Below are 26,070 nucleotides of genomic sequence, written 5' to 3'. Positions count from 1 at the left end.
AATCCTATGGATCTGATCACCATCGCCAATGCGGATCTGCGCGTCACCCTTGCGTCCATGGGGGCGGAAATGCAGTCGATCACCACCGCGGATGGCGGGGAATGGCTGTGGCATGGCGACCCGCAATTCTGGAATGGGCGGGCGCCGGTGCTGTTTCCCATTGTGGGCAAGGCGCCGGACGATCAGGTGAGCATCGAGGGGCAGATGTTCGCGATGAGCCAGCACGGCTTTGCGCGGCGGAGCATTTTCACGCTGGCTGAGCAGGGGGAGGATCACTGCCGCTTCGAGCTCAGGGCGTCAGAGGTAACGCACGAGGTTTATCCGTTCGAGTTCGTCCTGGCAGTGAGTTACCGGCTCGAGGGGCGCAAGGTCGTGGTGGAAGCGGAAGTGCGCAATGCCGACCGGCGGGCCATGCCGTTCGGGCTCGGATTTCACCCCGCCTTTGCCTGGCCGCTGCCGGGCTGCGCGGGCGAGGAGCATCGCGCCGTGCTCGATAATGGGGCCGAGCCGGCGCGGGCCAAGCTCCAAGGGGGGCTGCTCGGCCCCGACATGCTGCCGTCGCCTTTCAATCGAGGTGAGCTGGTGCTGGAGCATGGGCTGTTTGATGAGGATGCGCTGGTGTTTCCGCAAGGAGCGGGCAGCGGCATCAGGTTCGTGGCGGAAAGCGGGAAGGGTTTGCACTTCACCTGGAGCAATCTGCCGGCCTTTGCCCTGTGGAGCAAACCCAAGATGGAGGCGCCGTTCTTGTGCCTCGAGCCCTGGCACGGGATGGCGGCGCGGGTGGGGGCGGGACCGGCGCTCGAGGAGCGGCCGCTGACGCTGGTGCTGGAGCCGGGCGGGGTGGCGCGGTTCGGGTTTGCGGTGGAGGTTTTGGGGTAGGGGAGGGTTTTCTTCGCCGACTTCGTCCGAGGTGTCGAGTTTTCGGAGACGCCTGAACCCCCACCCTCGATCCCTCCCCTCCGGGGGGGAGGGAAGGCAGCGGTTGTTCGCACTTCTGGTGGCTGGGGTGAGATCTCGAGATGGGCCGCGGGTCAGGCCCGGGGTGACAATCGCGTGCTGGGCGGCGGCGGTGTAATGCCGGACAAAGATTATTCCGCGGCGGGGCGTTCGTCGATGAGGGCGTCGGGGCCGTTGGGGTCGCCGGGGGCGGTTTCGCAGTTGAGGTCGGGGAAGGCGACGACCCGGTTGTTGCGGAAATCGAGCCGCACGACGAGCAGGCCGCGTTCCTCGAACCAGGTGAGGAGGCGCCGGGCGCGGCTGGTGGAGTGGGTGCCATAAAGGCGCGCCACAGTGGCGTCGGAAGGGCAGGGTTCGCCCGCAAGGGCGGCTTGCGCCAACACCAGAAAGACGCCCTGCACGTCGTCGGTGAGGGTTTCCGACATGGCCAGCGCGGCCTGCCAGCCATCGCTGTCGGCCAGTTCCTTTTCGGGCGCAACGCGGGCGACGGCGAGGCGGCGCTTGAAGGCGGGCAGTTCGGGCGGTTCGCCGGGCACGCGCCGGATGCGGCAGCGCACGAGAAAATCCTGATAGAGCACTGCCGTGGTGCGGAAGGCCGCATCTGGGTCGCTCAAGAGTTCGACCATGATGGCATCGATCTGCGAATCGCGCTCGGCCTCGTCGATCTCGGGGAAAAGGGATTGCGGCGTCGGCTCGGCTTCGGGGCGGGCGCGGGTGACCTGGGCGAGGAGCTCGTTGGTCGAGGGCGGCGGTGGCGGCGCGGGGCGGCGCACCACGGGACGGGCGAGCTCGGGCTCGGCGGTGAAGATCAGCTCGGCTGCATCCACCGGGGCTTCAAAGGGGGTGAGCTTGGGGCTCGTGGAGCGGGCCGAGGTTTCCACTGTGCCGATAACAACGGGGAGCGGGCGGCGCGAAATGGCCGGGCCCAGGGCAATGAAATGGCCGCGGGCAAGGTCGCGGAACTGCTCGGCCTGGCGCTTTTCCATGCCCAAAAGATCGGCGGCGCGGGCCATGTCGATATCGAGAAAAGTGCGGCCCATGAGGAAATTGGAGGCTTCCGCGGCCACGTTCTTGGCCAGCTTGGCGAGGCGCTGGGTAGCGATGACGCCGGCGAGGCCGCGCTTGCGGCCGCGGCACATGAGGTTGGTCATGGCGCCGAGCGAAAGCTTGCGCGCTTCATCGGACACTTCGCCGCCAACGGCGGGGGCAAAGAGCTGGGCTTCGTCGACAACGACGAGCACGGGATACCAGTGGTCGCGATCGGCGTCGAACATGCCGCCGAGAAAGGCCGCAGCGGCGCGCATCTGCTGCTCGACATCGAGGCCTTCGAGGTTGAGCACGACGGAAACGCGGTGCTGGCGGATGCGGCCGGCAAGGCGGGTGAGTTCGGCCTCGGTGCGGGCGGCATCAACCACGACATGGCCGAACTTGTCGGCAAGGGTGACGAAATCGCCCTCGGGATCGATGATGCATTGCTGCACCCAGGGGGCGCTTTGCTCGAGCAGGCGACGCAGGAGGTGGGATTTGCCCGAGCCGGAATTGCCCTGGACGAGGAGGCGCGTGGCGAGGAGTTCCTCGAGATCGAGCAAGGCACTTCCCTTGGAAACGCCGGCGCCAGTGGCGCCCATGTCGATCTGAACCTTCATTCCTGCTCCGGGTAGGCGCGGGTTCGTGCCGGTGGCGGGACTCGCGCATAGGGGGACGAAGGGCTTCCCTAGCATATCGGCCCGGCGATGAAAGCCGGGCCGAGCCGTTGAGTCACAGTTTCCTTTGCCGCGCTCAGAGCCGCACGAGGGTGTTGACCTTGACCGGCAGGCCGGTGGCAAAGGACTGGTTGGCAGCAATGCCGGTGAGGATGGAGAGGGCGCCGTCGCGGTGATTGGCGCCATAGCCGGGCTTGGGCGTGGCATTGCCAAAGATTTCCTCGAGCATGATCTTGTCGCCGCCGCCATGGCCGCCTTCGCCGTGCTTGACCGGCACCTGGCGCGCTTCGCCGCCCAAGGGGAAGTGGTAGAGGGTCACGCCCTTAGCGGCCCCTTCGGTATCCGAGGTCGAGCCGGCATTGATGTAGGAGGTTTCGTGCACGGTGAGCTCAAGGCGCCCGCCGGTGCCGTTGATGGCGACGTTGAAGCCTTCCCAGGGGGCGTAGGCATAGAGCGAATAGGTCATCACCGCCTTGTTGCGGTAGCGGACCATGACATTCATCGTGTCTTCGATGGAAATGCCGTCGCCAAAGACGTTCTGGTCGCGCTGGTAGCCGTCTTCCTTTTCAGCGTCCCAATAGAGGCCCTTCTGGGTCGGGTTGCTGGTGAGATCGATGGCGAAGGGATCGTTCTTCGCGGCCTCCACGCCGGTGGTGCGGGTATAGGGGGTGAAGATGCCGCGCTCTTCGGCATTGGCGCGACCATAGAATTTAAGGTCGCCCATGCCAAAGACGGTATCGGGTTGCGAGCCCAGCCAGAAATTGACGAGGTCGAAATGGTGGGTGGATTTGTGCACCATCAGGCCCCCCGAATTGCGCTTGTCGCGGTGCCAGCGCCGGAAGTAATCGGCGCCGTGGCGGGTATCGAGCAGCCACTCGAAATGCACCGAGGTCGGGGTGCCGATGGCGCCCTCGGCGATCAGTTCGCGCAGGGCGGAATTATGCGGGGCGTAGCGGTAGTTGAAGGTGACGCGCACCTGCTTGCCGGTGCGCTCGACGGCGTCGAGGATGGCCTGGCACTTTTCGGGGTCGGTGGTCATCGGCTTTTCGGTGATGACGTCGCAACCGGCTTCAAGCGCGGCAATGATGTAGTGATGGTGGGTGCGATCGATCGAGGTGACGATCACCGTATCGGGCTGGTGCTGTTTGAGCATGGCGCCGAAGTCGCTGGCCTTGAAGGTGGGCACCGGCTGGCCGCCCAGCTCGGTTTCGATCACGCGGTTGGTGAAATCCATGCGCACCTGATTGGTGTCGCAGAGCGCCAGCAGGCGGGAATGTTCGCGATGGGGCCCGAAGATCGCTTCATAAAACATGCGGGCACGACCGCCGGTGCCCACCAGCGCGTAAGTCTTGGCCATAGGGGAAAACTCCGGTCTTGAGGTAACGAGGCTGCTTTCGCATCTACCATACAAGATTGGGGTGTGGCACTACTTCTTTTATGGCGCGCCGCGCGATATGCACTGGGAAAGCCCGGGCAGGCAGGCCCCGGCGCTGGCGTGCATTCGATCCTGCCCGGAGTTGAGCAAAGCAAGTGGTGGCTGATGTGACCCAAACCGGCGAAGAAACCATGGCGCTGCGCGTCGTGCGGGCTTTGCGCGACGACATCATCACCATGGCTCTCAAGCCGGGCGATGTGATCTCGGAAAGCGATATCGCGGCCAAATATGGCGTGTCGCGCCAGCCGGTACGCGAAGCTTTTATCCGGCTGGCGCAGCTGGGGCTGCTGTTGATCCGGCCCAAGCGGGCGACGGTGGTCAAGAAGATCTCGCCCGATGGCGTGCGCCAATCCCGGTTCATCCGCGAATCGATCGAAGTCGAGATCGTGCGGCGCCTGGCGGCGCAGCCCGCGCCGGGGGGCCGCGCCGAGCTCGAGGCGCTGCTGGCCGAGCAGGAGCAGGCTTCACTGGCCGACGACCACCGGCGCTTCCATGAGCTCGACGAGTTGTTTCACCGCGTGCTCGCGCGGCTGGCGGGGGTGGAATATGCCTGGCAGCTGATCGATGATCACAAAATGCAGCTCGACCGAGTGCGCTATCTGACGCTGGGCGTGTCCTCGAGCCAGCGGGCCATTGCCGAGCACCGGCTGATCGTGGATGCCGTGGCCGATGCCGATCCGGTGGCGGCGGAAGCGGCGATGCGGGCGCATCTGGCGCGGGCCGAAGTGCTGCTGGCCCAGACCATTGCCGATTTTCCCGAATATTTCGACGAAGGCTGAACCGAGCCGGAGGCGATTGGGCTGAGGGCGGAACCGGCGCGGCGGTTGCTCGCTTTCCCCAAGCGGGTTAAGCCGGGTCAAGGCAAGGGGAGAGTGGCGATGAAACAGCGGCGATTGGGCAAGACGGGGTACCAGGTTTCCGAGATCGGCCTGGGCTGCTGGCAATTGGGTGGCGGGTTCGGGCCGGTGGGCGATGAGACCGCCAATGCCATTCTGGATGCGGCCGATGCGGCTGGCGTCAATTTCTGGGACACGGCCGATGTTTATGGCGGGGGCGTCAGCGAAAGCCGGATCGGGGCGCACGCCAAGAACCCGCAGGTGCGGGTGGCCACCAAGCTCGGACGCGGGGGCGGGTTGTTCCCCAACAATTACAGTTTTGAGGGCGTGCGGGCGAGCCTTGAGGGTTCGGCGCGGCGGCTGGGCGTAGCCTCGCTAGATCTGGCGCAGCTGCATTGCGTGCCCACCGCGGTGTTGCGCGAGGGCTCGATCTTTGGCTGGATGGACCGGTTGCAGGCCGAAGGGCTGGTGCGCCACTGGGGCGCGAGCGTCGAAACCATCGAGGAAGGGCTGCTGTGCCTCGAACAGCCGGGGCTTGCGACTTTGCAGATCATCTTCAATGTGTTGCGCCAGGATCCGGCCGAGCAGCTGTTGCCCAAGGCGGCGGAGCGCGATGTCGGCATCATCGTGCGCCTGCCGCTGGCGAGCGGGCTGCTGTCGGGCAAGTTCAGCCGGGATACGCAATTCGAGGCGACCGACCACCGCAACTTCAACCGGGACGGAGAAGCCTTTTCGGTGGGCGAGACCTTTTCGGGCATCCCCTATGAGCGGGGGCTGGAGCTGGTGCAGGAGCTCAAGGGCCTCGCGCCCGAAAGCATGCCGCTGAGCCAGTTCGCGCTGCGGTGGATCCTTGATCACCCGCAGGTCTCGACGATCATTGCGGGGGTGAGCAAGCCCGAGCAGCTGGCCGACAATGTGGCGGCGAGCGAGCAGCGGAGCCTGTTTCCGGCGCTCAATACGCGGCTCAAGGAATGGTATGAAAAGGACGTGAAGCCGGCTATTCGCGGCGGGGTTTAGCGGGGGGCGAAGCTCGCAAGTTGCGAGTGGGTTGAACCGCCCGAACCCCCACCCTCGATCCCTCCCCTCAAGGGGGAGGGAGGGGGAGCGGTAGTCAATGCTTCAGCCCGCCGCTGATTGTCACCGCAGGCGAACCGAGGTCAGTCAGCCCTGCCTATGAGCTTTCACATAGGCGCGCAGCACATCCTGCATGCGCGTCAGATGACCCTTGCCGCCGTTCTTGAAGAACTCGAACACGTCCTGATCGATTTTGAGGTGCACGGAGCGAAGCGCCTGCGGGGCTTCCAGTCTGGCCTTGGCCCAAAACTCGGGGCCAAGCTCTTCCCCCTCAGGGGCCTGGCTGCTGTCGAGAAGTTCTCCCTTATCCTTTTTGTGGCGCAGTGCCTCGAGGGAGGCTCGCTTGATAGAGGTCTCTGTCACGTTGTCCGCCCTTTCGCGCCGAGATGACCCGGACAATTCCAGCCCGTCTAGTGTGAACCACCACGAAGCACTGGCCATCGGCCATTCCGATGGAGATCCAGCGCGTCTCACCATAGTCCCGCCGGTCATCTTCGGCGGTCATGCAATAGCCCTCAAAGATGAGGAGGGCCTCCAAAAAGTCCACCCCGTGTTTGGCGAAGTTCGAGAGGCGCTTGGCCTCGTCCCATTCGTACTCCAAGAGGTGCCCCCACCCTGCAGTCAGTCAGTTATTCTGGCTCAAGTCGAGGTGGCGTGCCAGTGGAAATATACACCAGTGGTGTACACTTTCAAGGTTGGTTGACGGGTTCGGTCGCCCCTTGCCCCTAGCGGATCAGGCTTGGGCTGCTTACCTTGGGGGCAATTGTCAGGCAGTCGAGTAGTCATGTTTTCCCATCCCGCCTTTGAACTGGTCCGCGACGAACGCATCGCTGACGTGGATTCCCAAGCGCTGTTGTATCGCCACAAGAAGACCGGGGCGGAGGTTCTGAGCCTCGTCAACAGCGATGAGAACAAGGTGTTTGGCGTCACCTTCAAGACGCCGCCCACCGATTCCACCGGGATCGCCCATATCCTCGAGCATTCGGTGCTGTGCGGGAGCCGGAAATATCCGGTCAAAAAGCCCTTCGTGGAGCTGATCAAGGGATCGCTCAACACTTTCCTCAACGCCATGACCTTTCCGGACAAAACGGCGTATCCGGTGGCGAGCCAAAACCTCAAGGACTTCTACAACCTTGTGGATGTGTATCTCGATGCGGTGTTTTTCCCGCTCCTGACCGAAGACACCTTCCACCAGGAGGGCTGGCATTACGAGCTCGAGGATGCCAAGGCGCCGCTGGTCTACAAAGGCGTGGTGTTCAACGAGATGAAGGGGGTGTTTTCCTCTCCCGATGCGGTGATGCGCGACCTGTCGCAGCGCTCGCTTTATCCCGATGTGACCTATGGCAAGTCTTCAGGCGGCGATCCCAAGGCCATTCCCGACCTGACCTTCGAGCAGTTCAAGCGCTTCCACGAGAAGTTCTACCATCCCTCCAATACGCGGGCGTTCTTTTCGGGCGACGACGATCCAGCGCAGCGGCTCGATATTCTCGACGCCTATTTCTCGCAGTTCGAGCGGGCGGAGGTCGATGCGGAAGTTGGGCTGCAGCCGCGCTTTAATGCGCCGCGCCAGCTTCACGGCACCTATGCGGGCACCAAGGATGCCGACAAACCGCGCGATGGGATGATCTCGGTCAACTGGATGATCGATCCCCCCGCTGATCGCGAGGAAGCGCTGTCGCATGGGCTGCTGAGCTATCTGCTGGCGGGCAATCCGGCGGCGCCGCTGCGCAAGGCGCTGACCGAATCGGGTTTGGGCGAGGGCATGACGGGCGGCGGGATCGGCTCGGGGCTGCGCCAGCCCATGGCGAGCTTTGGCATGAAGGGGATCGACCCCACCAACGCGCCCAAGGTCGAGACGCTGATCCTCGATACGCTCGCCGAGATCGCCGAGCGCGGCTTTCCGGGCGACCAGCTCGAGGCGGCGATTAATACTTTCGAGTTCTCGCTGCGCGAAAACAATACGGGCTCTTATCCGCGCGGCATGACCTATATGTTCACCGCGCTTGCGACCTGGCTGCATGGTGGGGATCCACTGGCGCCGCTGCATTTCGAGACGGCATTGGCGGCGCTCAAGGAGAAGGCGCAAGGGGGCCATTTCGAAGGCGAAATCCGCCGGCTGTTCCTCGACAACACCCATCGCACCACGGTGACGCTCGAGGCCGATCCGGAGCAGGGGGCGCGTGAAGCGGCGGCGGAAGCCGACAAGCTCGCTCAGGTGCGCGCCGGCATGGACGAGGCGGCTATAGCGGCGACGATCAGCGAAACCGAAAAGCTCAAGCGCCTGCAGGAAACCGCCGATGATCCGGCTGATCTCGCCAAGATCCCCACCCTGACGCTGGGTGACCTCGATCGCGAGATCCGCAAGGTGCCGGTGGAAACCGGCGAAATCGGGGGCGCGCGGCTGTTCTACCATGACCTGCCGACGCTCGGGATCGTGTATCTCGATCTGGGGTTCGACCTGCATGTATTGCCCGACGAGTTGCTGCCCTATTTGCCGCTGTTTGGGCGGGCGCTGCTGCAAACCGGCACGAGCAAGGAAGATTTCGTGGCGCTGACGCAGCGCATCGGGCGCAGCACGGGCGGGATCAACCAGCATCGCGGGCTTTCGGCGATGCAGGGCAGCGCCGAGACGGCGGCGTGGCTCTTCCTTTCGGGCAAGGCGGTGGCCGACAAAGTCGAGGAAATGCTCGCCATCATGGGCGATGTGCTGCTCGATGCGCGGCTCGACAATCGCGAGCGGTTCCGGCAGATGGCGCTCGAGGAAAAGGCGGGGTTTGAAGCGCGGCTGGTGCCGAGCGGCAATGCCATTGTTGATACGAGGCTCAAGGCCGGCCTGACGCAGGCGGGGGCCCTGTCCGAGCGCATGGGCGGGATCAGCTATCTGCAGTTCCTGCGCGAACTGGTCGGACGGATCGACAGCGACTGGGCCGGCGTGCAGCAGGTGCTCGAAACCATCCGCGATACGCTGTTTAACCGCCCCCATATGGTGGTCAATGTGACTACCGATGGCGCTTTGTGGAACCAGGCGCAAGGCGAGATCGGCGCCTTCACCGAACGCCTGCCGGCGGTGGAACAGCCGCTGCAGCAATGGCCGGGGCCAATGGCGGCACGCTCGGAAGGGCTCGTTATCCCGGCGCAGGTCAACTATGTGGGCAAGGGCGCCAACCTCAAGGCCTTGGGATTCGAGGTTTCGGCCGCGGCGAGCGTCGCGCTCAAATATCTCAACACCACTTATCTCTGGGACAAGGTGCGGGTGCAGGGCGGTGCTTATGGCGGCTCGAGCCGGTTCGACCTGACCTCGGGCAATTTCTCGTTCCTGAGCTATCGCGATCCCAACCTGCTCAAAACGGTCGATGTCTATGACGGCGCGGCCAAGGCGCTGGCTGCCGGGGTGAGCGAGAACGATTTGACGCGTTCCATTATCGGGGTGATCGGGGATATGGACGGCTACCAGTTCCCCGATGCCAAAGGCTATGGCTCGATGTGGCGGCAGCTGACCGGCACGACCGACGCGATCCGCCAGCAGCGGCGCGACGAAGTGCTCAATGCCAGCAGCAAGGATTTCGCCGAACTGGCGGAAGCTGTTGCGGCGGTGGCGAGCCACGGGCATGTGGTTGTGCTGGGCGGGGAAGCCGCAATCACTGCCGCCAATGCCCAGCGGCCGGGACTGCTCGACGTGAGCAAGGTCCTCTAGGGGACCGCGCTCGGGCGCCGGGAAAGGGAATGCTGCATGTCGCAGGCTCAAGGCTCGCTGGAGCGGCTGGTGCGCAAGGTGGAAGCGCGGGCCGCCGCCGGTGAAGCCGTGTCGATCGGCACCTTGCGCAATGTCGCGGGGGCGCAGGCGGCGGGGCCGATGCTGCTGCTGCCGGCGCTGATCGTGGTCTCGCCGCTCAGCATCATTCCGGGCGTGCCCTCGCTGGTTGGGCTCAACACGGTGCTGGTCGCGGGGCAGCTGATGCTGGGGCGCAGCCGGATCTGGCTGCCGGGATGGCTGGCGCGGCGTTCGCTGGCGCCCAAGCATGTGGGCAAGCTGCTGAGCTTTTTGTATCCGGTGAGCCGGATGGCGGACGGCGTAGTGCGGCGGCGCTGGCTGGTGTTGACCGGCACCTGGGCCCGGCGACTAGGGGCAGGGGTGTGCGTGCTGATGGGCGCGATCATGCCGCTGCTGGAGTTTATTCCGCTGTCCTCGACCATCGCCGCTTCGGTGATCGCCATCTTTGCGCTGGCGCTGTCGGCGCGCGACGGTTTGCTGACGCTGGTCTGGTGGGGGTGCCTTGCCGTGCTGGTGGCGCTGGGGCTGTGGCTGGCGCCGCAGGCGATCGGGCTGGTGTTCGGGGTTGATGTGCCGGATCTGGTGCCGCCGCTCGAGGGCACGCCGCTCGAAATCCTCGATCCGCTGCTGCCGGGTGGAGACGGCTCGGAAACGCCCTGAACCTCGCGAGGGTTGGGGCGTTAGGCAGCTACCATGCCGCAGATCCTCGACAAAAACCTCCATCTCCGGGCCATCGATGCCTTTATCGATCCGTCCACGCCCAAGGCGCGGGCGATCATCACCCATGGCCATGCCGACCATGCGCGGGCCGGGCATGGCGCGGTGCTGGCGACGCCCGACACGATCGCCATCATGAAGGTGCGCTATGGCGAGGATTGCGCGGATCAGTTCCAGGCGCTGCCGTTCGGCGAGCCCCTGGCGATCGACGACATAAGGATCACCTTTTACCCGGCCGGGCATATCCTGGGGAGCGCGCAGGTGCTGATCGAGCAGGATGGGCAGCGGGTGGTGGTGACGGGCGACTATAAGCGGCTCGCCGACCGCACGGCGCAACCCTATGAACTGGTGCCCTGCGATCTGCTCGTGACGGAGGCAACCTTCGGGCTGCCGGTGTTCCAGCATCCCAAGCCGCAGACGGAGATCGAGCGGCTGCTCAATTCGGTGCGCAAGAACCCCGAACGGGCGCATCTGATCGGCTGCTATGCCTTGGGCAAGGCGCAGCGGGTGATTGGGTTGTTGCGTGATGCCGGCTATGAGGCGCCCATCTATCTGCATGGGGCGATGATCCGGCTTTGTGCGCTGTATGAAGAGCTCGGCGTGCCGCTGGGGGATCTGCGCCCGGCGACGGGTGTGGCCAAGGCGGAGCTGGCCGGCGCGATCGTGATTGCGCCGCCTTCGGCCATTCGCGACCGCTGGAGCCGGCGCTTTCCCGATCCCGTGACCTGCCAGGCGTCGGGGTGGATGAGCGTCAAGCAGCGGGCGCGCCAGGCGCTGGTGGAATTGCCGCTGGTGATTTCGGACCATTGCGACTGGGGCGAGCTGAGGCAAACCATCCACGAAACCGAAGCGCAGACCGTGTGGGTGACGCATGGGCGCGAGGATGCGCTGGTGTATTGGTGCCGCCAGCAGGGGCTCGAGGCTGAGCCGCTCAACATCCAGGGCTTTGAGGATGATGGCGGGGAGGGCGAGGAATGAAGCGCTTTGCCCAATTGCTGGAACTGCTGGCGCTGACGCCCTCGCGCAATCGCAAGATCGAGGCGCTGACGCAGTATTTCCGGGAAACCCCCGACCCCGATCGGGGCTTTGCGCTGGCGGTGCTGACGGGAGCGCTGACCTTTCGCAATGTGAAGCCGGCGCTGCTCAAGGACATCGTGCTGCGCGAAGTCGATCCCGTGCTGTTCGCCATGAGCTACGATTATGTCGGGGATCTGGGGGAAACCATCGCGCTGATCTGGCCCCATCATGGTGGCGAGGGCGAGTTGCCGTCGCTGACCGACCTGATCGAATTGTTCAACACCACCTCGAAAAGCGAATTGCCCAAGCTGATCGCGGCGCTGCTGACGCGGGCGGGGATCAATGAGCGCTGGGCGGTGGTGAAGCTCGCGACGGGGGCGCTGCGGATCGGAGTGTCGGCGCGGTTGGCCAAGACGGCCTTGGCGGAAATGAGCGGGGTGCCGCTGCAGGAAATCGAGGAAGTCTGGCATGGGCTGCAGGTGCCCTATACCGAGATGTTCGCCTGGCTGAGCGGGCAGGCCGAACGGCCCGATATCGATCATGCCGCGCGGTTCCACCCGCTGATGCTGAGCAATCCGATCGACGAGGAAAAGGATCTGACCCGCTTCAAGCCGGCGGACTTTTCGGCGGAGTGGAAGTGGGACGGCATCCGCGTGCAACTGGTGCTGGGGCCGGGTACGGCATCGCTGTTTTCGCGCACGGGCGACGATATTGCCAACGCCTTTCCCGACATTGTGGAGAATGTGAGCGGGCAGGCGGTGCTGGACGGGGAATTGCTGGTGGGGCGCGATTTCGAGGCGGGCTCGTTCAACGACTTGCAGCAGCGGCTCAACAAGAAAGTGGCGAGCGCCAAGCATCTCAAGGAATCGCCGGCGTTCATTCGTGTCTATGACATCTTGTTCGATGGACGCGAGGACGTACGCGCGCTGCCCTGGACCGAGCGGCGGCTACGGCTGGAGCGGTGGCTCGAGGCTAATCCGCAAACGCGGCTGGATCTGTCGCCGGTGCTGCCGTTCACCGACTGGGACGACCTGGCGCAGCAACGGCGCGAGGGGGCGGACCAGCACGGGCATGAAGGCGTGATGCTCAAGCTCAGGACCTCACCTTATCTGCCGGGGCGACCCAAAGGCTATTGGTTCAAGTGGAAGCGCGACCCCAATGTGGTCGATGCCATCCTGATGTATGCCCAGCGAGGGCACGGCAAGCGCTCTTCGTTTTATTCGGACTACACATTCGGGGTGTGGAAGGGCAACGAGATCGTGCCCATCGGCAAGGCCTATTTCGGCTTCACCGACGAGGAACTCAAACAGCTCGACAAGTGGATCCGCACCAATACGCTGCAGAGTTTCGGGCCGGTGCGCGAAGTGCGCAAGGAGCTGGTGTTCGAGGTGGCGTTCGACTCGGCGCAGGAATCGACGCGGCACAAATCGGGGGTGGCGCTGCGGTTTCCGCGCATCAACCGCATTCGCTGGGACAAGCCGGCGAGCGAAGCGGCGACACTTGAAGATATGGCGGTGTTTATCGAGGCGACTTGAGCGGTTGTATAATGCTGGCATCTACGGATGGACCCCGGCTCAAGGCCGGGGTGACAGCAGTGCGTGGGAGAAAAGGGCGGAAAAACATGTCCTCACGATCCAATCACCAGCGGCTGTTGGCGCTGGAAGCGCAGATGCAGGCGGCAGCGGAAGCGATGGACTTCGAGGAAGCCGCTCGGCTGCGCAATGAGATTGCCCGGCTCAAGGGAGAGGGTGGTGCTCCGGGCGAGGAGGGCGAGGGCACGGTTACCGTGGGACAGCCGCCGCCGGGGGCGATGGGCCTCGGAACGCATGTGCCGGTGCGCCAGCCACCCAAAGGCTGGGTGAAACCGAAAAAGCCGGATTTGTTGACCAAGAACGTCAAGCCACGCGGCGGGAGTTAGTGGCACCAGATGGTCAGCGCCGATCGTAGTGGAAGCGGCACTGGTTGATCCACAAGACGTCGGCTTCGACGCGGTAGACCAGCCGGTGCTCCTGGGTGACCCGGCGTGACCACCAGCCCTTGTAGTTGCCCTTGAGGGGCTCGGGTTTGCCGATGCCTGAAAATGGCGAGCGGCGGCAATCTTTGATCAGCTCGTTGACCTTGGCCAGCGTATCTGGATCATTGGCCTGCCAATACTGATAGTCATCCCAACCCGGCTCGGTGAAGAGGAGCCTCATTCAGGCCAGTCGGCACTGATGCCGCGGCCCGCTTCGAAATCGGCATTCCCCTGGGCCAGCCGATCGGCATTAGCCTGGGTGCTGGAAAGGTGAATCGTTTCCTTCCAGGATTCAAATTCCTCCAGTGACATGACCACGACCGGCGGCTTGCCGCCGTTGCGCGTGACGATCAAGGGCTCGAGGTCGGTCACCACTGCATCAATGTCGGCGGCGATGTTTTTGCGGAAGTCGGAAATGGATTTGGCGCGCATTGGACTTCTCCTTGCGCTCCAATGTACGCATTTACGTACAAAATTCAACTCAGCGCTTGTGCAGCCGCTCCTCGGCGAGTTGCTTGATTTCGCGCAGTTCGGCGATGGTGAGTTCGAGGTCGGCGCGCTGCTGTTCGAGGGAGGCGAGACGTTGCTCGACCTTGCCGGCGAGCAGATGCAGCTGCTCGTTGCGGTCGGCATCGTAGAGGCTGAGATAGTCAGAGATATCGCGCAGGGAAAAGCCGAGGCGCTTGCCGCGCAGGATCAGGATCAGGCGGGCCCGGTCGCGACGGCGGAAGATGCGAGCGGCGCCGACGCGTTCGGGCGCGAGCAGGCCCTTGGCTTCGTAGAAGCGGATGGCGCGCGTGGAAATGCCGAATTCGCGCGCCAGATCGGCGATGGCGAAGAGATCGCGGTTTTCCGGTTCGGCGCGGTTCATTTGCTCGCCGACTCCGGATGGCTTTTGGCGTATTCGGCGCGCAGTTCCTTTTTGGAGAGCTTGCCGATCAGCGTTTTGGGCAATTCATCCTTGAAGATGATCTCGCGCGGCAGCTCGATCTTGTTGAGCCTATCGGTGAGGAAGTGCTTGAGCTCGGCTTCGGTCGCGGTTTGGCCGGACTGGAGCTTGACGAAGGCGACGGGCGCTTCGCCGCGATAGGGGTCGGGGGCGCCGATGACGCTGGTTTCCTCGACCGCGGGATGAGTGAGCAGGGCTTCCTCGATGACGCGGGGGTAAACATTGAAGCCCGAGCAGATGATGAGGTCCTTAATGCGGTCCACGAGGAACACATAGCCGTCTTCATCGATATGGCCGACATCGCCGGTGCGCAGCCAGCCATCGCTGAAGGCCTGCGCGTCCGCTTCGGGGTCATTGTAATAGCCGACCATGACCTGGGGGCCCTTGACCTGCAGTTCACCATCGACCCCGATGCCGACGACCTCGCCGCTATCGACATCGACAAAGCGGATATCGGTGGCGGGCAGCGGCATGCCGATGCTCATGGGCTTGGAGGGAACGCGCAGCGCGGCGCAGCACACGACCGGCGAGGCTTCAGTGAGGCCGTAGCCTTCGGCAAGCAGCGCCTTGGACTTGGTGGAAAATTGCGCGCGCACTTCGTTGCTGAGCGGGGCGCCGCCGGAAATGGCGACCTGCAGGCTTGCCAGCTGTTCGGGCTTGACGGCGGAGGAGCGCCCGAGGGCGGCCAGCAGCGTCGGTACCGCGGGCAGGACATTGGCCTTGGTGCGGGTGAAGAGGTCCAGCAGCGCCTTGAGCTCGAAGCGGGGCAGCATGATGACGGGGGTGCCGTTGCACAGGGGCACGTTCATGCAGGCCGTCATAGCGAAGATGTGGAAAAAGGGCAGGACGGCCACGACCTTGGAGGGCGGGTAAAACAGCTCGCAGCCCCATTTATCGATCTGGCTCATATTGGCCGAGATATTGGCGTGGGTCAGGAGTGCGCCCTTGGGCAGGCCGGTGGTGCCGCCGGTATATTGCTGAACGGCAATGTCGCGCTCGGGGTCGATGACCACGGCGTCCGGGGTTTCGCGGCGGGCGAGCAGTTTGTTGAGCGTGGTGATGCGATCGCGCGCGGGGGAGCGCTTGAGGTCAGCAAGGTCCTTGCGCTTGGCGACCGAATAGAGGACGCGCTTGGCGAGCGGCAGCGCTTCGGGGAAGTGGCAGACAACGAGCGACTTGACGTGGCCCGATGCGGCGAGGGCCTCGGCCTTGTCAAAGATCTGCTTGAGATCGAGCGTGATCATCAGCTCGGCGCCGGCATTGGCCATGATGTGGCTGAGCTCGGGGACGGTATAAAGCGGGTTGCAGTTGACCACGGTCCCACCGGCGCGCAGCACGGCGTAATAAGCAATGGGATAAAAGGGCGTGTTGGGCAGCATCAGCGCGACGCGGCTGCCCTTGCCGATGCCGAACTGGTGCTGCAAGGCGCCAGCCAGGGCGATGATGCTTTTGGCCAGTTCGCCGAAACTGGTGGTGCCCCCCAGGAAGTCGAGCGCGACGGCGGAAGGGTTCTTGGCGCAGCCGGCCAGCACCTGTTCATGGACGGGGCGGGTATCGATGGTGATATCCCAGCGGATGCCCTCGGGATAATTGGCAATCCAGGGGCGAAGCGGTCCCGGCTCGGGATTGACCATATCCATTGCTGTTCTCCTCCTGCCGTCCCGCGGGTGCGTGCCCGCTTGCGGGTAGGCGAGCCCGCTTAGGGCGCCTGTTTGCCCGGCAGTTTATCCCATGGGTTTACGTTAGCGTCAAACAATTGCCCGGGTTTTTGAACGCTGCAGCGCAGGCGCTCTACGCATGGGGCGCGGAGTTGACGTTTACGTAAGGCTGGTTAGAGTGGTTAGGTGCCCGATGGTTGCGGGTGTGCCTCAAGGAGATGTTGCCGTGGCGTTGTTGCTGATTGTGCTGTCCCTGGTCGCCATCGCCGTGCTGGCCATCCGCGAAGCGCCGCTCTGGCAGTGGGGCGTGGCGGCCCTCGTGATCGGGCTGATGTCGGGCATCGATCTCGAAGTCGGTTATCGGCTGACGGGCGCGGGGTTGCTGGCGCTGCTGCCCGGGATCGTGCTGCTGCTGTTGAGCCTGGCGCCGATCCGCAAGGCCTTGGTGATGCGCCCGCTTTATGGGGTGGTCAAATCCATGTTGCCGCGCGTCTCGCGGACCGAGCAGGAAGCGCTCGATGCGGGCACTGTCGGGTGGGATGCGGAGCTGTTTTCGGGGCGGCCGGACTGGAGCAAGCTGACGGCCATCCGCCCACTGACGCTGAGCGCGGAGGAGCAGGCGTTTCTGGATGGGCCCACCGAACAGGTGTGCTCGATGATCAATGACTGGGAAGCGCGGCATAATCTGGCGGATCTGTCGCCCGAGGTGTGGCAGTTCCTCAAGGACAACCGGTTCTTTGGCATGCTGATCGCCAAGGAGCATGGGGGCCTTGGGTTTTCGGCACAGGCGCAATCCATGATCGTCTCGAAGATCGCCAGCCGCTCGGTGGCGGCGGGGATCACGGTGATGGTGCCCAATTCGCTGGGGCCAGGCGAGTTGCTGGAGAAATACGGCACGTCAGAGCAAAAGGAGCGCTATCTCCGGCGGCTGGCGACGGGGCTCGAAGTGCCGTGCTTTGCGCTTACCGGCGTGCATTCGGGGTCCGATGCCGGGGGGATGCGCGATATTGGCGTCGTCACCAAGGGCATGCACGAAGGCCGCGAAGTGCTGGGGGTGCGCCTGTCCTGGGACAAGCGCTATATTACGCTCGCGCCCGTAGCGACGCTGCTGGGCCTCGCCTTCATCCTCAAGGATCCCGAGAACCTGCTGGGGAAGGGCGAGCATATCGGCATCACGCTGGCGCTGGTGCCTTCGGGCCACCCCGGGGTGGAGATCGGGCGGCGCCATTATCCCTCGCGGCAGGCCTTCATGAACGGGCCGACCACGGGCAAGGACGTGTTTATCCCGCTCGATTTCCTGATCGGGGGCACGGCCTATGCCGGGCAAGGCTGGCGCATGCTGATGGAATGCCTGTCCACGGGGCGGGCGATCTCGCTGCCGGCCATTGGCACGATCTCGATCAAGCAAAGCCTGCGGGTGACCTCGGCCTATGCCCGGATCCGGCGCCAGTTCGGTATGCCGGTGGGGATGATGGAAGGGGTGGCCGAGCCGCTGGGGCGGATGGTCAAGAACGCCTATGTCTATGAAGCTTCGCGGCGGCTGACAGCCTCCATGGTGGATGAGGGGCAGCGACCGGCGGTGATCTCGGCCTTGCTGAAATATCGCACCACCGAGGCGATGCGCGACACCATCGATGATGCTTTCGATATCCATGGCGGGCGGGCGATCCAGGACGGGCCGAGCAACTACCTTTTTGGGGCCTATATGGCGACGCCGGTCGCCATCACGGTCGAGGGCGCCAATATCCTTACCCGCACGCTGATGACGTTCGCACAAGGCGTGCTACGGGCGCATCCGTTCCTGTATCGCGAAATCCAGGCGGTGCAGAACCCCGATCGGCCGCAGGGGCTCGGGCAGTTCGACCGGGCTTTTGGCGGGCATACCAGCTTCATGCTGCGCAATATTGTGGCGAGTTTCCTCCATGGGATGACGAACGGGGCCTTTGCTTCGAGCCCGGCCGAGCATGAGGCGGGGCGCTGGTATCGGCAGCTGCATCGCTACAGCCAGTGCTTTGCGCTGGTGGCGGACTGGACCACGGTGTCGCTGGGTGGCGCGCTCAAGGCCAAGCAGCAGCTGTCGGGCCGCATGGCCGATATTTTGAGCGAGCTTTACCTGATGTCAGCGGTGCTCAAGCGCTTCGAGGATGAGGGGCGGCTGGCCGAAGATCGGGGACTGGTGGATGCGATCATGGCGGATCGCACTGCTGCCATTGAGGGCAAGTTCGGCGAGGTATTCGCCAATTTCCCCAATCGGGTCATGGCTAATGCGATGCGGGTATTGTGCTTTCCGCTGGGGCGGCATGCCCGCCCGGCAGCGGATCGGGTGAACAACCGGTATGCCCGCGCCGTGCTGCAGCCCGGCCAGTTCCGCGACCGCATGACCACGGGCGCCTATGTGTCGATGGACCCCGATGATGTCACCGGGGTGCTGGAAGATGCTCTGCTCAAGGTCACTGAGGCCGAGGAGATCGAGGCGCGGTTCGTCAAGGCGGCGCGTAAAGGGGTGATCGAGCGGCGGCTCGACCGCGACGCCATTGCCGATGCGGTAGCGGCGGGCGTTCTCAACGACAATGAAGCGGGTATCATGCGTGCAGCCGACGCGGCGACGGAACGCGCGGTGCGGGTCGATGATTTCGATCCCGGCAAATTGGCGGCTGAACCGGCGCGGAGGGCAGCGGAATGATCGAAGAGCTGATGGACACCCCCATCCTGCCCTTTGAGGGCGTGACGGGCTCGTGGCGCTTCCACAAGGATGTGGAAGATATCGGCTGGCTGACCATCGATAGCCCCGATGCGCCGGTCAATACGCTCAGCACCGCCGCGATCCTCGAGCTTGAGGAGCTGATCGGGCGCATCGAGGGGATGGCCGACAGGCGCGAACTCGTGGGGGTGGTGCTGCTTTCGGGCAAGGATAGCGGCTTTATCGCCGGCGCCGATGTGCGCGAATTCGACAAGATGGACCTGGCGCTGCTGCCAGACGCGCTGCGGCAGGCTCATAAACTGTTTGACCGGATCGAGAACCTCAAGATCCCGGTGGTTGCGGGCATTCACGGCTTTTGCCTTGGCGGCGGGCTGGAGCTGGCGCTGGCCTGCCACTACCGGATCGCGGTCAAGGACGAGAAAACCAAGCTCGGCTTTCCCGAGGTCAATCTGGGGATCTTCCCGGGTTTTGGTGGAACCGGCCGATCCATCCGGCAGGCCGGGCCGGTGGATGCCATGAACCTGATGCTCACCGGCAAGATGCTGCGGGCGGGCCCGGCGCGCGGGCTGGGGCTCGTCGACAAGCTGGTGCGCCATCGCGACAATCTGCGCTGGGAAGGGCGCAAGGCCGTGCTGCAAAAGCGCCGGTCCACCGTGGCGCCGATCACCAAGACGATCATGGCTATGGGACCGCTGCGCGGCTATGTGGCCGACAAGATGCGCCAGAAGGTCGGCAAGAAGGCCAAGCGCGAGCATTACCCGGCGCCCTATGGGCTGATCGAGTTGTTTGAAGAACACGGCAATGACTGGCGCGCGATGATTGCGGGCGAGGTGCCGGCCTTTGTGCCGCTGATGGGTTCGACCACGGCGACCAATCTGCGCCGGGTGTTCTTTTTGTCCGAGGGGCTCAAGAAGCAGGCAGCAAAGGGGCAGCAGTTCCGGCGCGTGCATGTGATCGGGGCCGGGGTGATGGGCGGGGATATTGCCGCCTGGTGCGCGCTGCGCGGCATGAGCGTGACGCTGCAGGACCTCGACATGAATCGGATCAAGCCGGCGCTGGAGCGGGGCAAGGCGCTGTTCAAGAAGCGGCTGAAAAAACGCTTCGAGGTAGATACCGCGATGTTGCGGCTGCAGGCCGATCCCGATGGCAAGGGCGTGGCGCGGGCTGATGTGGTAATCGAGGCGGTGGTGGAGGATCTGGCGATCAAGCGGCAGATTTTTGCCGAGCTCGAGACCGAGATCAAGCCGGGGGCAATCCTGGCGACCAATACCTCATCAATCGAGCTGGAGCGGATTGCGGAGGGGCTGAGCGATCCATCCCGGCTGATCGGGTTGCATTTCTTCAACCCGGTGGCGCAACTGCCGCTGGTCGAGGTGATCCGCTCGCGCTTCAACAGCGACGAGGAGATCGGCAAGGGTGCGGCATTTGCGGTGGCGATCGGCAAGTCGCCGGTGGTGGTGAAATCGGCGCCGGGCTTTCTCGTGAACCGGGTGCTGATGCCTTATATGCTGGGCGCGGTGGAGCGGGTGGAAGCCGGGGGAAGCCCCGAACTGCTCGATGCCGCGGCCGTGGCCTTCGGCATGCCGATGGGGCCGATCGAGCTCATGGATACGGTGGGGCTCGATGTCGGCCAGTCGGTGGCGACGGAGCTGGGGCATGCCGTGCCCGAGGGGTCGCGCTTTGCCGAACTGGTGCGGCGCGGCAAGCTTGGGCGCAAAAGCGGGCAGGGTTTTTACAAGTGGAGCGACGGCAAGGCGCAAAAGGGTGAAACCCCGGCCCATGCCGATCTCGCAGGTTTGGGGCGCGAACTGGTCCGCCCGCTGGTCGATACTACCGAAGTTGTGCTGGCTGAGGGCGTGGTCGCCAATGCGGATCTGGCCGATATCGGGGTGATTTTGGGCACCGGCTTTGCGCCGTTCCTGGGCGGGCCGCTGCAGGCGCGCCGGGATGGGAAGGCGTGATGGCGCTGTTTGGAGAGCAAGATGACTGAACTGCGCAAAGTCGCGATTGTGGGGTCGGCGCGGATCCCGTTTGCGCGGGGGAACACGGCCTATAGCGAGCAAACCAATCTTTCGATGCTGGCGGCGGCGCTGGGCGGGCTGGCTGACAAGTTCGGGCTCAAGGGGCAAAAGATCGATGAGGTGATCGGGGGGGCGGTGATCAGTCATAGCCGCGATTTCAACCTCGCGCGCGAAGCCTTGCTCGATGCGGGCCTATCACCGCGCACGCCCGGCACGACAATGCAGATCGCCTGCGGCACGAGCCTGCAGGCAGCGCTCAGCCTTGGGGCCAAGATTGCGACCGGCGAGATCGACAGCGCGATTGCGGCCGGTGCCGACAGCGTCAGCGACAGCCCGGTGGTGTTTGGCGACAAGTTCCAGCACCGGATGATCGATCTCAACAAGGCGCGGTCGACACGCGACAAGCTTGGCGTGTTCAAGGGGTTCTCGCTCGGGGAACTGACGCCGGTGGCGCCATCCACTCAGGAGCCGCGCACGGGGCTGTCGATGGGACAGCATTGCGAGCTGATGGCGCGCGAATGGGGCATTACCCGGCGGGCGCAGGATGAGTGGGCGGTGGACAGCCACCGCAAGGCCGCGGCTGCCTATGACGAAGGTTTCCACGACGATCTGCTGGTGCCCTGCGCGGGGCTCGACCGCGACAACAATGTGCGGGCTGATGCCAATCTCGCCAAGATGGCGGATCTCAAGCCGGCTTTCGACAAGAGTTCGGGCCATGGCACGCTGACGGCGGCGAACTCGACCCCGCTCACCGACGGGGCGGCAGCGGTGCTGCTGGCGAGCGAGGATTGGGCACGCGAGCGTGGGTTGCCGGTGCTGGCGTATCTGACTGCCGGGCGGGTGGCGGGCAATGACTTCGCCCATGGCGAAGGCCTGCTGATGGCGCCGACCATCGCCGTGTCCGAGATGCTGGCGCGCAAGGGACTGGGCTTTGCGGAGTTCGACCTGTTCGAGCTGCACGAGGCCTTTGCCGCGCAGGTGCTGTGCACGCTCAAGGCCTGGAACGATCCCGATTATTGCCGGCGCGAGCTGGGCCGCGATGAGGTGCTGGGGCCGATCGATCCCGAGCGGATCAACCTCAAGGGATCGAGCATCGCTTATGGGCATCCCTTTGCGGCAACGGGCGCGCGCATTCTGGGGCTGACGGCCAAGATGTTGGCCGAAGGGCAGGGGCAGCGGGCCCTGCTGTCGGTCTGCACGGCAGGTGGACAGGGCGTGGCGGCGATTGTGGAGCGGGCGGCGTGAAGGACAATGTGGTCAAGTTTCGCCGGATCGAGAAAAAGCCGGAACAGCCGCCGCGCAAACGGCGCGAGCCGCCAGCCTGGCTGCCTTTTGCACTGCTGATCGTGGTGGCGCTCGCCATATATGGAGTGCAGCGCTCAGGTATTCTCGGCGGCTAGTTCTGCACTATTTTGCGAAAATTGTAATCTTTCAGCGCCTCTGCATGGCCGGGAGGGGCGTTTACTGCCGCCTATATTGTGCGAGCCGTGGTTACGTTGACGCATAGGTCAAGGTTTTGCTTGTCAGTGGGCGGAAAGGCGGTTTACCGTCCAGAAATTGACCGGCAGGTCAAAACTGCCGGTAAACAAGGCAACCGCGGCAAAGCGGGCACACAAGAATCGACATCAGGACTTCCACAAGGAGATGGGACGAGCATGAAATTCGCGCAAACTCTTAAGGCTGTGTCAGTAGCGAGCGCCATGGCGCTGCTGATGAGCAGCGCGGCCTCCGCTGTTACGCTCAACATGATGAACGGCTCCGAGCCCGGCTCGCTCGATCCGCACAAGGCCTCGGGCGACTGGGAAAACCGGATCATCGGCGACTATATCGAAGGCCTGATGGCTGAAGACGCCAATGCCGATGCCATTCCCGGCCAGGCCGAAAGCTATACCGTTTCCGAAGACGGGCTGGTTTATACCTTCAAGCTGCGCGACGGCATTCAGTGGAGCGACGGCGAGCCGGTAACGGCAGAAGACTTTGTGTTTGCCTTCCAGCGCTTGTTCAATCCCGCCACCGCCTCGGAATATGCCTATCTGCAGTTCCCCATCAAGAATGGCTCGGAACTCGCCGAAGGGGCGATCACCGATTTTAATGAACTGGGCGTCAAGGCGCTCGACGACAAGACCGTCGAGATCACGCTTGAAGGCCCGACGCCCTATTTCCTCCAGGCGCTGACCCACTACACCGCTTATCCCATTCCCAAGCATGTGGTCGACAAGGTCGGCGATGCCTGGACGGCGCCCGAGAACATCGTGGGCAATGGTCCCTACAAGATCACTGAATGGGTGCCCGGCTCCTATGTGAAGTCGGTCAAGTCGGAGACCTATTACGATGCTGCCAATGTGCAGATCGATGAGGTCAACTATTTCGTGCAGGATGACCTGGCCGCGGCCCTCGCGCGCTATCGTGCCGGCGAATACGACATCCTCGTTGATATCCCGGCCGACCAGGCCGAGTGGATCAAGACCAACCTGCCCGGGCAGGATTTCTTCGCGCCGTTCCTGGGCGTGTATTACTATGTGATCAACCAGGAAAAAGCACCCTTCGACAATGCCGAGGTGCGCAAGGCCATGTCGATGGCGATCAATCGCGACGTGATCGGCCCCGATGTGCTGGGCACGGGCGAATTGCCCGCTTATGGCTGGGTGCCGGAAGGCACGGCGAACTATGAAGGCGTCGAGCCCTACCAGCCCGAATGGATTGGTCTCTCCTATGAAGAGCGCGTGGCGCAAGCCAAGGCGATCATGGAAGGGCTGGGCTACAACGCCTCCAACCCGCTGCCGGTCCAGCTCAAGTACAACACCAATGACAACCACCAGCGCGTGGCCGTCGCCATCTCCTCCATGTGGGAGCAGATCGGGATCAAGACCGAGCTCTTCAACTCCGAAACCGCCGTGCACTATGACGCGCTGCGCGCCGGGGACTTCCAGGTCGGCCGTGCCGGCTGGCTGCTCGATTATTCCGATCCGTCCAACACGCTGGAGCTCTTGACCACCGGCATCATGCAGGATGGCCAGATGAACTGGGGCAACAACTATGGCCGTTATTCCAACCCCGAGTTCGATGCGCTGGTGAAGTCGGCCGCTGCCGAAAGCGACTTGGCCGTTCGGGCCAAGATGCTGGGCGATGCCGAAAAGATCGCCATGGATGAAACCGGCGCGATCCCGATCTACTGGTATATCGCCCAGAACGTCGTGACGCCCTCGATCACCGGCTTTGTCAACAATGCCAAGGACATCCACCGTACACGCTGGCTGACCAAGGCCGAATAACACTAGCGCCGGCGCCGCCCACGAGTGGCGCCGGCATCCTCCGCCTCGAGCGCACCGCGGTGCTGCTGCGGGGGACCAGAAAGGTTCACCCATGTTCGGATTTGCTTTGCGGCGCGTGCTGTCGGCTTTGCCGGTGGCGCTGATCGCCGTGACGGCGTGTTTTTTCATTTTGCGGCTGGCCCCGGGCGGTCCTTTTGACGGCGAACGCGCATTGCCGCCCCAGACGCTGGCCAATCTGCGCGCTCACTACAACCTCGACCAGCCGCTGATCAGCCAGTATTTCATCTATATCGGCCGGCTGCTGCAGGGCGATTTCGGCCCGTCGATGGTCTACAACGACTTCACGGTGTCCCAGATGCTGTGGATCGGCCTGCCCTTCACGCTGATGCTGGGTTTCACTGCCTTTATCATCGGCACGGTGGTGGGGCTGATCGCGGGCGCGATCTCTGCGGTGAACCAGAACAAGTGGCCTGACTACCTGCTCGTCATGCTGGTGATGGTGGGGCTCGTGGTGCCCAATTTCCTGATCGGCAGCATCTTGCAGCTGGTGTTCGGGGTGTATCTGGGCTGGTTGCCGGCGGGCGGCTGGCAGAACGGCTCGATCGCCCATCTGGTGCTGCCCGTGGCGGTGCTGGTGCTGCCCCATGCCGGACGTACGGCGCGGCTGATGCGCGGCTCGATGATCGAGGTGCTGGGCACCAATTATGTACGCACCGCGCGCTCCAAGGGCTTGGGTACGCGGCTGATCCTGGCGCGGCACGCCATCAAGCCGGCGCTCCTGCCCGTCGTGTCCTATCTGGGGCCGGGGTTGAGCTATCTGCTGACCGGCTCGCTCGTTGTGGAACAGATCTTCGCACTGCCGGGGATCGGCAAGTATTTCATCAGCGCCGCGCTCAACCGCGACTACGGCCTCGTGCTGGGAACGACCATTTTGTACATGTTTATTATTCTGGCCGTGAACCTCGTGGTTGACCTGCTTTATGCCTGGCTCGACCCCAAGGTGAGGTTGCGCTGATGGCCGGCATCACAGGCAAGGACGCCATTCTTTCCGACTATGCCAAGGCGCTGGAGGACGGCCCCAAGGGGCGGTCGCTGACGCAGGATGCGATGCGGCGCCTCGTGCGCAACAAGGCGGCGGTGGTGTCGATCTTCTTGATCGGCTTCATCATCCTCTTCGCCTTTGTCGGCCCGTATCTGCTGCCCTGGACCTATGACAAGATCGACTGGAGCGCGATCAGGAAGCCCCCCAATTTCGAGAACGGGCACTTTGCAGGCACCGACCAGAACGGGCGCGACATGCTGGCCCGCATCATGCAGGGCACGCAGATGAGCCTGATCGTGGCCGGCGTTGCTACGCTGGTTTCGGTGGTGATCGGAGTGATCTATGGCGCGGTCGCCGGCTATTTCGGCGGCAAGGTCGACGCGGTAATGATGCGCTTTGTCGATATCATGTACGCGCTGCCCTATATCCTCTTCGTCATCATTCTCGTGGTGATCTTCGGGCGCAATCCCGTGCTGCTGTTTGTGGGCATCGGGTGCCTGGAATGGCTGACCATGGCGCGGATCGTGCGTGGACAGACCATGTCGATCAAGGAGCGGGAGTTCGTTGAGGCGGCGCGGGCGGGCGGGGCCAAGCCCTGGACCATCATCATGCGCCATATCGTGCCCAATCTGACCGGCCCGGTGGTGATCTATGCGACGCTGACCGTCCCGGAAATCATCCTCACGGAGAGTTTCCTTTCCTATCTGGGGCTGGGGGTGCAAGAGCCGCAGACATCGCTTGGAACGCTGATCTCGTTCGGCTCGCCCGTGGCGGAAACGCTGCCCTGGATGCTGATCGGCCCGGCGGTGGTGCTGGTCACCCTCCTGCTTTGCCTCACCTATATCGGGGATGGCCTGCGCGATGCGCTGGATCCCAAGGATCGCTAAGCGCTGCCCGGCTTC

Annotated in this window: 23 protein-coding genes; 15 read left to right on the top strand and 8 right to left on the bottom strand. The window is 63.8% G+C overall.

Going from position 1 to position 26,070, the window contains the following annotated elements; genetic code table 11:
* The first annotated feature begins 6 nt into the window (after positions 1-6).
* The gene (locus AC3YOG_RS14910; RefSeq protein WP_489935637.1) at positions 7-879 is read left to right on the top strand and encodes an aldose 1-epimerase family protein; all 873 of its coding nucleotides are present in this window, start codon (positions 7-9) and stop codon (positions 877-879) included.
* 209 nt (positions 880-1,088) lie between these two features.
* On the opposite strand, the gene AC3YOG_RS14905 is transcribed toward AC3YOG_RS14910, so the two are convergent.
* Positions 1,089-2,603 carry a helicase HerA domain-containing protein gene (locus tag AC3YOG_RS14905; protein WP_489935636.1) on the bottom strand — a complete coding sequence of 505 codons (1,515 nt, stop codon included), beginning with the start codon at positions 2,601-2,603 and terminating at the stop codon, positions 1,089-1,091.
* Between the two features lie 133 nt (positions 2,604-2,736).
* Positions 2,737-4,017: a Gfo/Idh/MocA family oxidoreductase gene (locus AC3YOG_RS14900; protein ID WP_489935635.1), complete on the bottom strand. Its 1,281-nt coding sequence runs from the start codon at positions 4,015-4,017 to the stop codon at positions 2,737-2,739.
* Positions 4,018-4,193: 176 nt separating this feature from the next.
* On the opposite strand from AC3YOG_RS14900, the gene AC3YOG_RS14895 reads away from it, so the two are divergent.
* Both AC3YOG_RS14895 and AC3YOG_RS14890 read left to right on the top strand, forming a co-directional pair.
* Positions 4,194-4,874 carry a GntR family transcriptional regulator gene (locus AC3YOG_RS14895; RefSeq protein ID WP_489935634.1) on the top strand — a complete coding sequence of 227 codons (681 nt, stop codon included), beginning with the start codon at positions 4,194-4,196 and terminating at the stop codon, positions 4,872-4,874.
* A gap of 99 nt (positions 4,875-4,973) precedes the next feature.
* Positions 4,974-5,948, top strand: a complete 975-nt coding sequence (locus tag AC3YOG_RS14890) for an aldo/keto reductase (RefSeq protein WP_489935633.1) — start codon at positions 4,974-4,976, stop codon at positions 5,946-5,948.
* 144 nt (positions 5,949-6,092) lie between these two features.
* On the opposite strand, the gene AC3YOG_RS14885 is transcribed toward AC3YOG_RS14890, so the two are convergent.
* Positions 6,093-6,368, bottom strand: coding sequence for a BrnA antitoxin family protein (locus AC3YOG_RS14885; protein ID WP_489935632.1), 276 nt, complete (start codon positions 6,366-6,368; stop codon positions 6,093-6,095).
* Positions 6,310-6,606, bottom strand: coding sequence for a BrnT family toxin (locus AC3YOG_RS14880; protein ID WP_489935631.1), 297 nt, complete (start codon positions 6,604-6,606; stop codon positions 6,310-6,312). Before AC3YOG_RS14880 ends, AC3YOG_RS14885 begins: the two co-directional genes overlap by 59 nt.
* A gap of 183 nt (positions 6,607-6,789) precedes the next feature.
* Here AC3YOG_RS14880 and AC3YOG_RS14875 point away from each other — a divergent pair, with 183 nt between their 5' ends.
* The 5 genes from AC3YOG_RS14875 (at position 6,790) to AC3YOG_RS14855 (ending at position 13,429) form a co-directional block, all read left to right on the top strand.
* Entirely contained in the window at positions 6,790-9,699 is a 2,910-nt protein-coding gene (locus AC3YOG_RS14875; protein WP_489935630.1) for an insulinase family protein, read from the top strand.
* A gap of 36 nt (positions 9,700-9,735) precedes the next feature.
* Positions 9,736-10,437 carry an exopolysaccharide biosynthesis protein gene (locus tag AC3YOG_RS14870; RefSeq protein WP_489935629.1) on the top strand — a complete coding sequence of 234 codons (702 nt, stop codon included), beginning with the start codon at positions 9,736-9,738 and terminating at the stop codon, positions 10,435-10,437.
* 33 nt (positions 10,438-10,470) lie between these two features.
* On the top strand, positions 10,471-11,472 hold the full coding sequence (locus AC3YOG_RS14865; RefSeq protein WP_489935628.1) for a ligase-associated DNA damage response exonuclease: 1,002 nt from the start codon (positions 10,471-10,473) through the stop codon (positions 11,470-11,472).
* A complete protein-coding gene (locus AC3YOG_RS14860; RefSeq protein ID WP_489935627.1) occupies positions 11,469-13,046 on the top strand; it encodes a cisplatin damage response ATP-dependent DNA ligase in 1,578 nt (525 codons plus the stop codon). The genes AC3YOG_RS14865 and AC3YOG_RS14860 overlap by 4 nt, the downstream gene beginning before the upstream one ends.
* A gap of 86 nt (positions 13,047-13,132) precedes the next feature.
* Positions 13,133-13,429: a UvrB/UvrC motif-containing protein gene (locus tag AC3YOG_RS14855; RefSeq protein WP_127754020.1), complete on the top strand. Its 297-nt coding sequence runs from the start codon at positions 13,133-13,135 to the stop codon at positions 13,427-13,429.
* Positions 13,430-13,442: 13 nt separating this feature from the next.
* Here AC3YOG_RS14855 and AC3YOG_RS14850 read toward each other — a convergent pair whose 3' ends face one another.
* From AC3YOG_RS14850 to AC3YOG_RS14835, 4 genes are read right to left on the bottom strand one after another with little or no spacing between them, the layout of a single operon-like run.
* The gene (locus tag AC3YOG_RS14850; protein ID WP_127754019.1) at positions 13,443-13,706 is read right to left on the bottom strand and encodes a Txe/YoeB family addiction module toxin; all 264 of its coding nucleotides are present in this window, start codon (positions 13,704-13,706) and stop codon (positions 13,443-13,445) included.
* Positions 13,703-13,957 carry a type II toxin-antitoxin system Phd/YefM family antitoxin gene (locus tag AC3YOG_RS14845; RefSeq protein ID WP_489888673.1) on the bottom strand — a complete coding sequence of 85 codons (255 nt, stop codon included), beginning with the start codon at positions 13,955-13,957 and terminating at the stop codon, positions 13,703-13,705. Before AC3YOG_RS14845 ends, AC3YOG_RS14850 begins: the two co-directional genes overlap by 4 nt.
* A gap of 49 nt (positions 13,958-14,006) precedes the next feature.
* Positions 14,007-14,396 carry a MerR family DNA-binding protein gene (locus AC3YOG_RS14840; RefSeq protein ID WP_127754017.1) on the bottom strand — a complete coding sequence of 130 codons (390 nt, stop codon included), beginning with the start codon at positions 14,394-14,396 and terminating at the stop codon, positions 14,007-14,009.
* Entirely contained in the window at positions 14,393-16,114 is a 1,722-nt protein-coding gene (locus AC3YOG_RS14835; protein WP_489935626.1) for a long-chain-fatty-acid--CoA ligase, read from the bottom strand. The genes AC3YOG_RS14840 and AC3YOG_RS14835 overlap by 4 nt, the downstream gene beginning before the upstream one ends.
* Positions 16,115-16,358: 244 nt before the next feature.
* On the opposite strand from AC3YOG_RS14835, the gene AC3YOG_RS14830 reads away from it, so the two are divergent.
* The 7 genes from AC3YOG_RS14830 to AC3YOG_RS14800 all read left to right on the top strand — a co-directional run bounded on the left by AC3YOG_RS14830 (position 16,359) and on the right by AC3YOG_RS14800 (position 26,055).
* A complete protein-coding gene (locus tag AC3YOG_RS14830; RefSeq protein WP_489935625.1) occupies positions 16,359-18,815 on the top strand; it encodes an acyl-CoA dehydrogenase in 2,457 nt (818 codons plus the stop codon).
* A complete protein-coding gene (locus AC3YOG_RS14825; RefSeq protein ID WP_489935624.1) occupies positions 18,812-20,794 on the top strand; it encodes a 3-hydroxyacyl-CoA dehydrogenase NAD-binding domain-containing protein in 1,983 nt (660 codons plus the stop codon). The genes AC3YOG_RS14830 and AC3YOG_RS14825 overlap by 4 nt, the downstream gene beginning before the upstream one ends.
* Positions 20,795-20,815: 21 nt before the next feature.
* Entirely contained in the window at positions 20,816-22,099 is a 1,284-nt protein-coding gene (locus AC3YOG_RS14820) for an acetyl-CoA C-acetyltransferase (RefSeq protein ID WP_489935623.1), read from the top strand.
* The gene (locus tag AC3YOG_RS14815) at positions 22,096-22,254 is read left to right on the top strand and encodes a hypothetical protein (RefSeq protein WP_164854869.1); all 159 of its coding nucleotides are present in this window, start codon (positions 22,096-22,098) and stop codon (positions 22,252-22,254) included. The genes AC3YOG_RS14820 and AC3YOG_RS14815 overlap by 4 nt, the downstream gene beginning before the upstream one ends.
* A gap of 255 nt (positions 22,255-22,509) precedes the next feature.
* Positions 22,510-24,126 (top strand): peptide ABC transporter substrate-binding protein, encoded by a 1,617-nt coding sequence (locus AC3YOG_RS14810; protein ID WP_489935622.1) that lies wholly within the window; start codon positions 22,510-22,512, stop codon positions 24,124-24,126.
* 91 nt (positions 24,127-24,217) lie between these two features.
* Positions 24,218-25,141, top strand: a complete 924-nt coding sequence (locus AC3YOG_RS14805; protein WP_172124182.1) for an ABC transporter permease subunit — start codon at positions 24,218-24,220, stop codon at positions 25,139-25,141.
* The gene (locus AC3YOG_RS14800; RefSeq protein WP_127754011.1) at positions 25,141-26,055 is read left to right on the top strand and encodes an ABC transporter permease; all 915 of its coding nucleotides are present in this window, start codon (positions 25,141-25,143) and stop codon (positions 26,053-26,055) included. Before AC3YOG_RS14805 ends, AC3YOG_RS14800 begins: the two co-directional genes overlap by 1 nt.
* Positions 26,056-26,070: the final 15 nt, after the last annotated feature.

The sequence above is a fragment of the Devosia sp. Z6_126 genome (genome assembly GCF_058133495.1).
The sequence above is the reverse complement of the archived record's forward strand: the minus strand, read 5'-3'. Positions and strand labels throughout refer to the sequence as shown.

Bases quoted from the DNA above. Each gene is read 5' to 3' on its own strand.
- AC3YOG_RS14910 (WP_489935637.1), top strand. From the start codon at position 7: ATGGATCTGATCACCATCGCCAATGCGGATCTGCGCGTCACCCTTGCG.
- AC3YOG_RS14905 (WP_489935636.1), bottom strand. From the start codon at position 2,603: ATGAAGGTTCAGATCGACATGGGCGCCACTGGCGCCGGCGTTTCCAAG.
- AC3YOG_RS14900 (WP_489935635.1), bottom strand. From the start codon at position 4,017: ATGGCCAAGACTTACGCGCTGGTGGGCACCGGCGGTCGTGCCCGCATG.
- AC3YOG_RS14890 (WP_489935633.1), top strand. From the start codon at position 4,974: ATGAAACAGCGGCGATTGGGCAAGACGGGGTACCAGGTTTCCGAGATC.
- AC3YOG_RS14875 (WP_489935630.1), top strand. From the start codon at position 6,790: ATGTTTTCCCATCCCGCCTTTGAACTGGTCCGCGACGAACGCATCGCT.
- AC3YOG_RS14870 (WP_489935629.1), top strand. From the start codon at position 9,736: ATGTCGCAGGCTCAAGGCTCGCTGGAGCGGCTGGTGCGCAAGGTGGAA.
- AC3YOG_RS14865 (WP_489935628.1), top strand. From the start codon at position 10,471: ATGCCGCAGATCCTCGACAAAAACCTCCATCTCCGGGCCATCGATGCC.
- AC3YOG_RS14860 (WP_489935627.1), top strand. From the start codon at position 11,469: ATGAAGCGCTTTGCCCAATTGCTGGAACTGCTGGCGCTGACGCCCTCG.
- AC3YOG_RS14855 (WP_127754020.1), top strand. From the start codon at position 13,133: ATGTCCTCACGATCCAATCACCAGCGGCTGTTGGCGCTGGAAGCGCAG.
- AC3YOG_RS14850 (WP_127754019.1), bottom strand. From the start codon at position 13,706: ATGAGGCTCCTCTTCACCGAGCCGGGTTGGGATGACTATCAGTATTGG.
- AC3YOG_RS14845 (WP_489888673.1), bottom strand. From the start codon at position 13,957: ATGCGCGCCAAATCCATTTCCGACTTCCGCAAAAACATCGCCGCCGAC.
- AC3YOG_RS14840 (WP_127754017.1), bottom strand. From the start codon at position 14,396: ATGAACCGCGCCGAACCGGAAAACCGCGATCTCTTCGCCATCGCCGAT.
- AC3YOG_RS14835 (WP_489935626.1), bottom strand. From the start codon at position 16,114: ATGGATATGGTCAATCCCGAGCCGGGACCGCTTCGCCCCTGGATTGCC.
- AC3YOG_RS14825 (WP_489935624.1), top strand. From the start codon at position 18,812: ATGATCGAAGAGCTGATGGACACCCCCATCCTGCCCTTTGAGGGCGTG.
- AC3YOG_RS14820 (WP_489935623.1), top strand. From the start codon at position 20,816: ATGACTGAACTGCGCAAAGTCGCGATTGTGGGGTCGGCGCGGATCCCG.
- AC3YOG_RS14810 (WP_489935622.1), top strand. From the start codon at position 22,510: ATGAAATTCGCGCAAACTCTTAAGGCTGTGTCAGTAGCGAGCGCCATG.
- AC3YOG_RS14805 (WP_172124182.1), top strand. From the start codon at position 24,218: ATGTTCGGATTTGCTTTGCGGCGCGTGCTGTCGGCTTTGCCGGTGGCG.
- AC3YOG_RS14800 (WP_127754011.1), top strand. From the start codon at position 25,141: ATGGCCGGCATCACAGGCAAGGACGCCATTCTTTCCGACTATGCCAAG.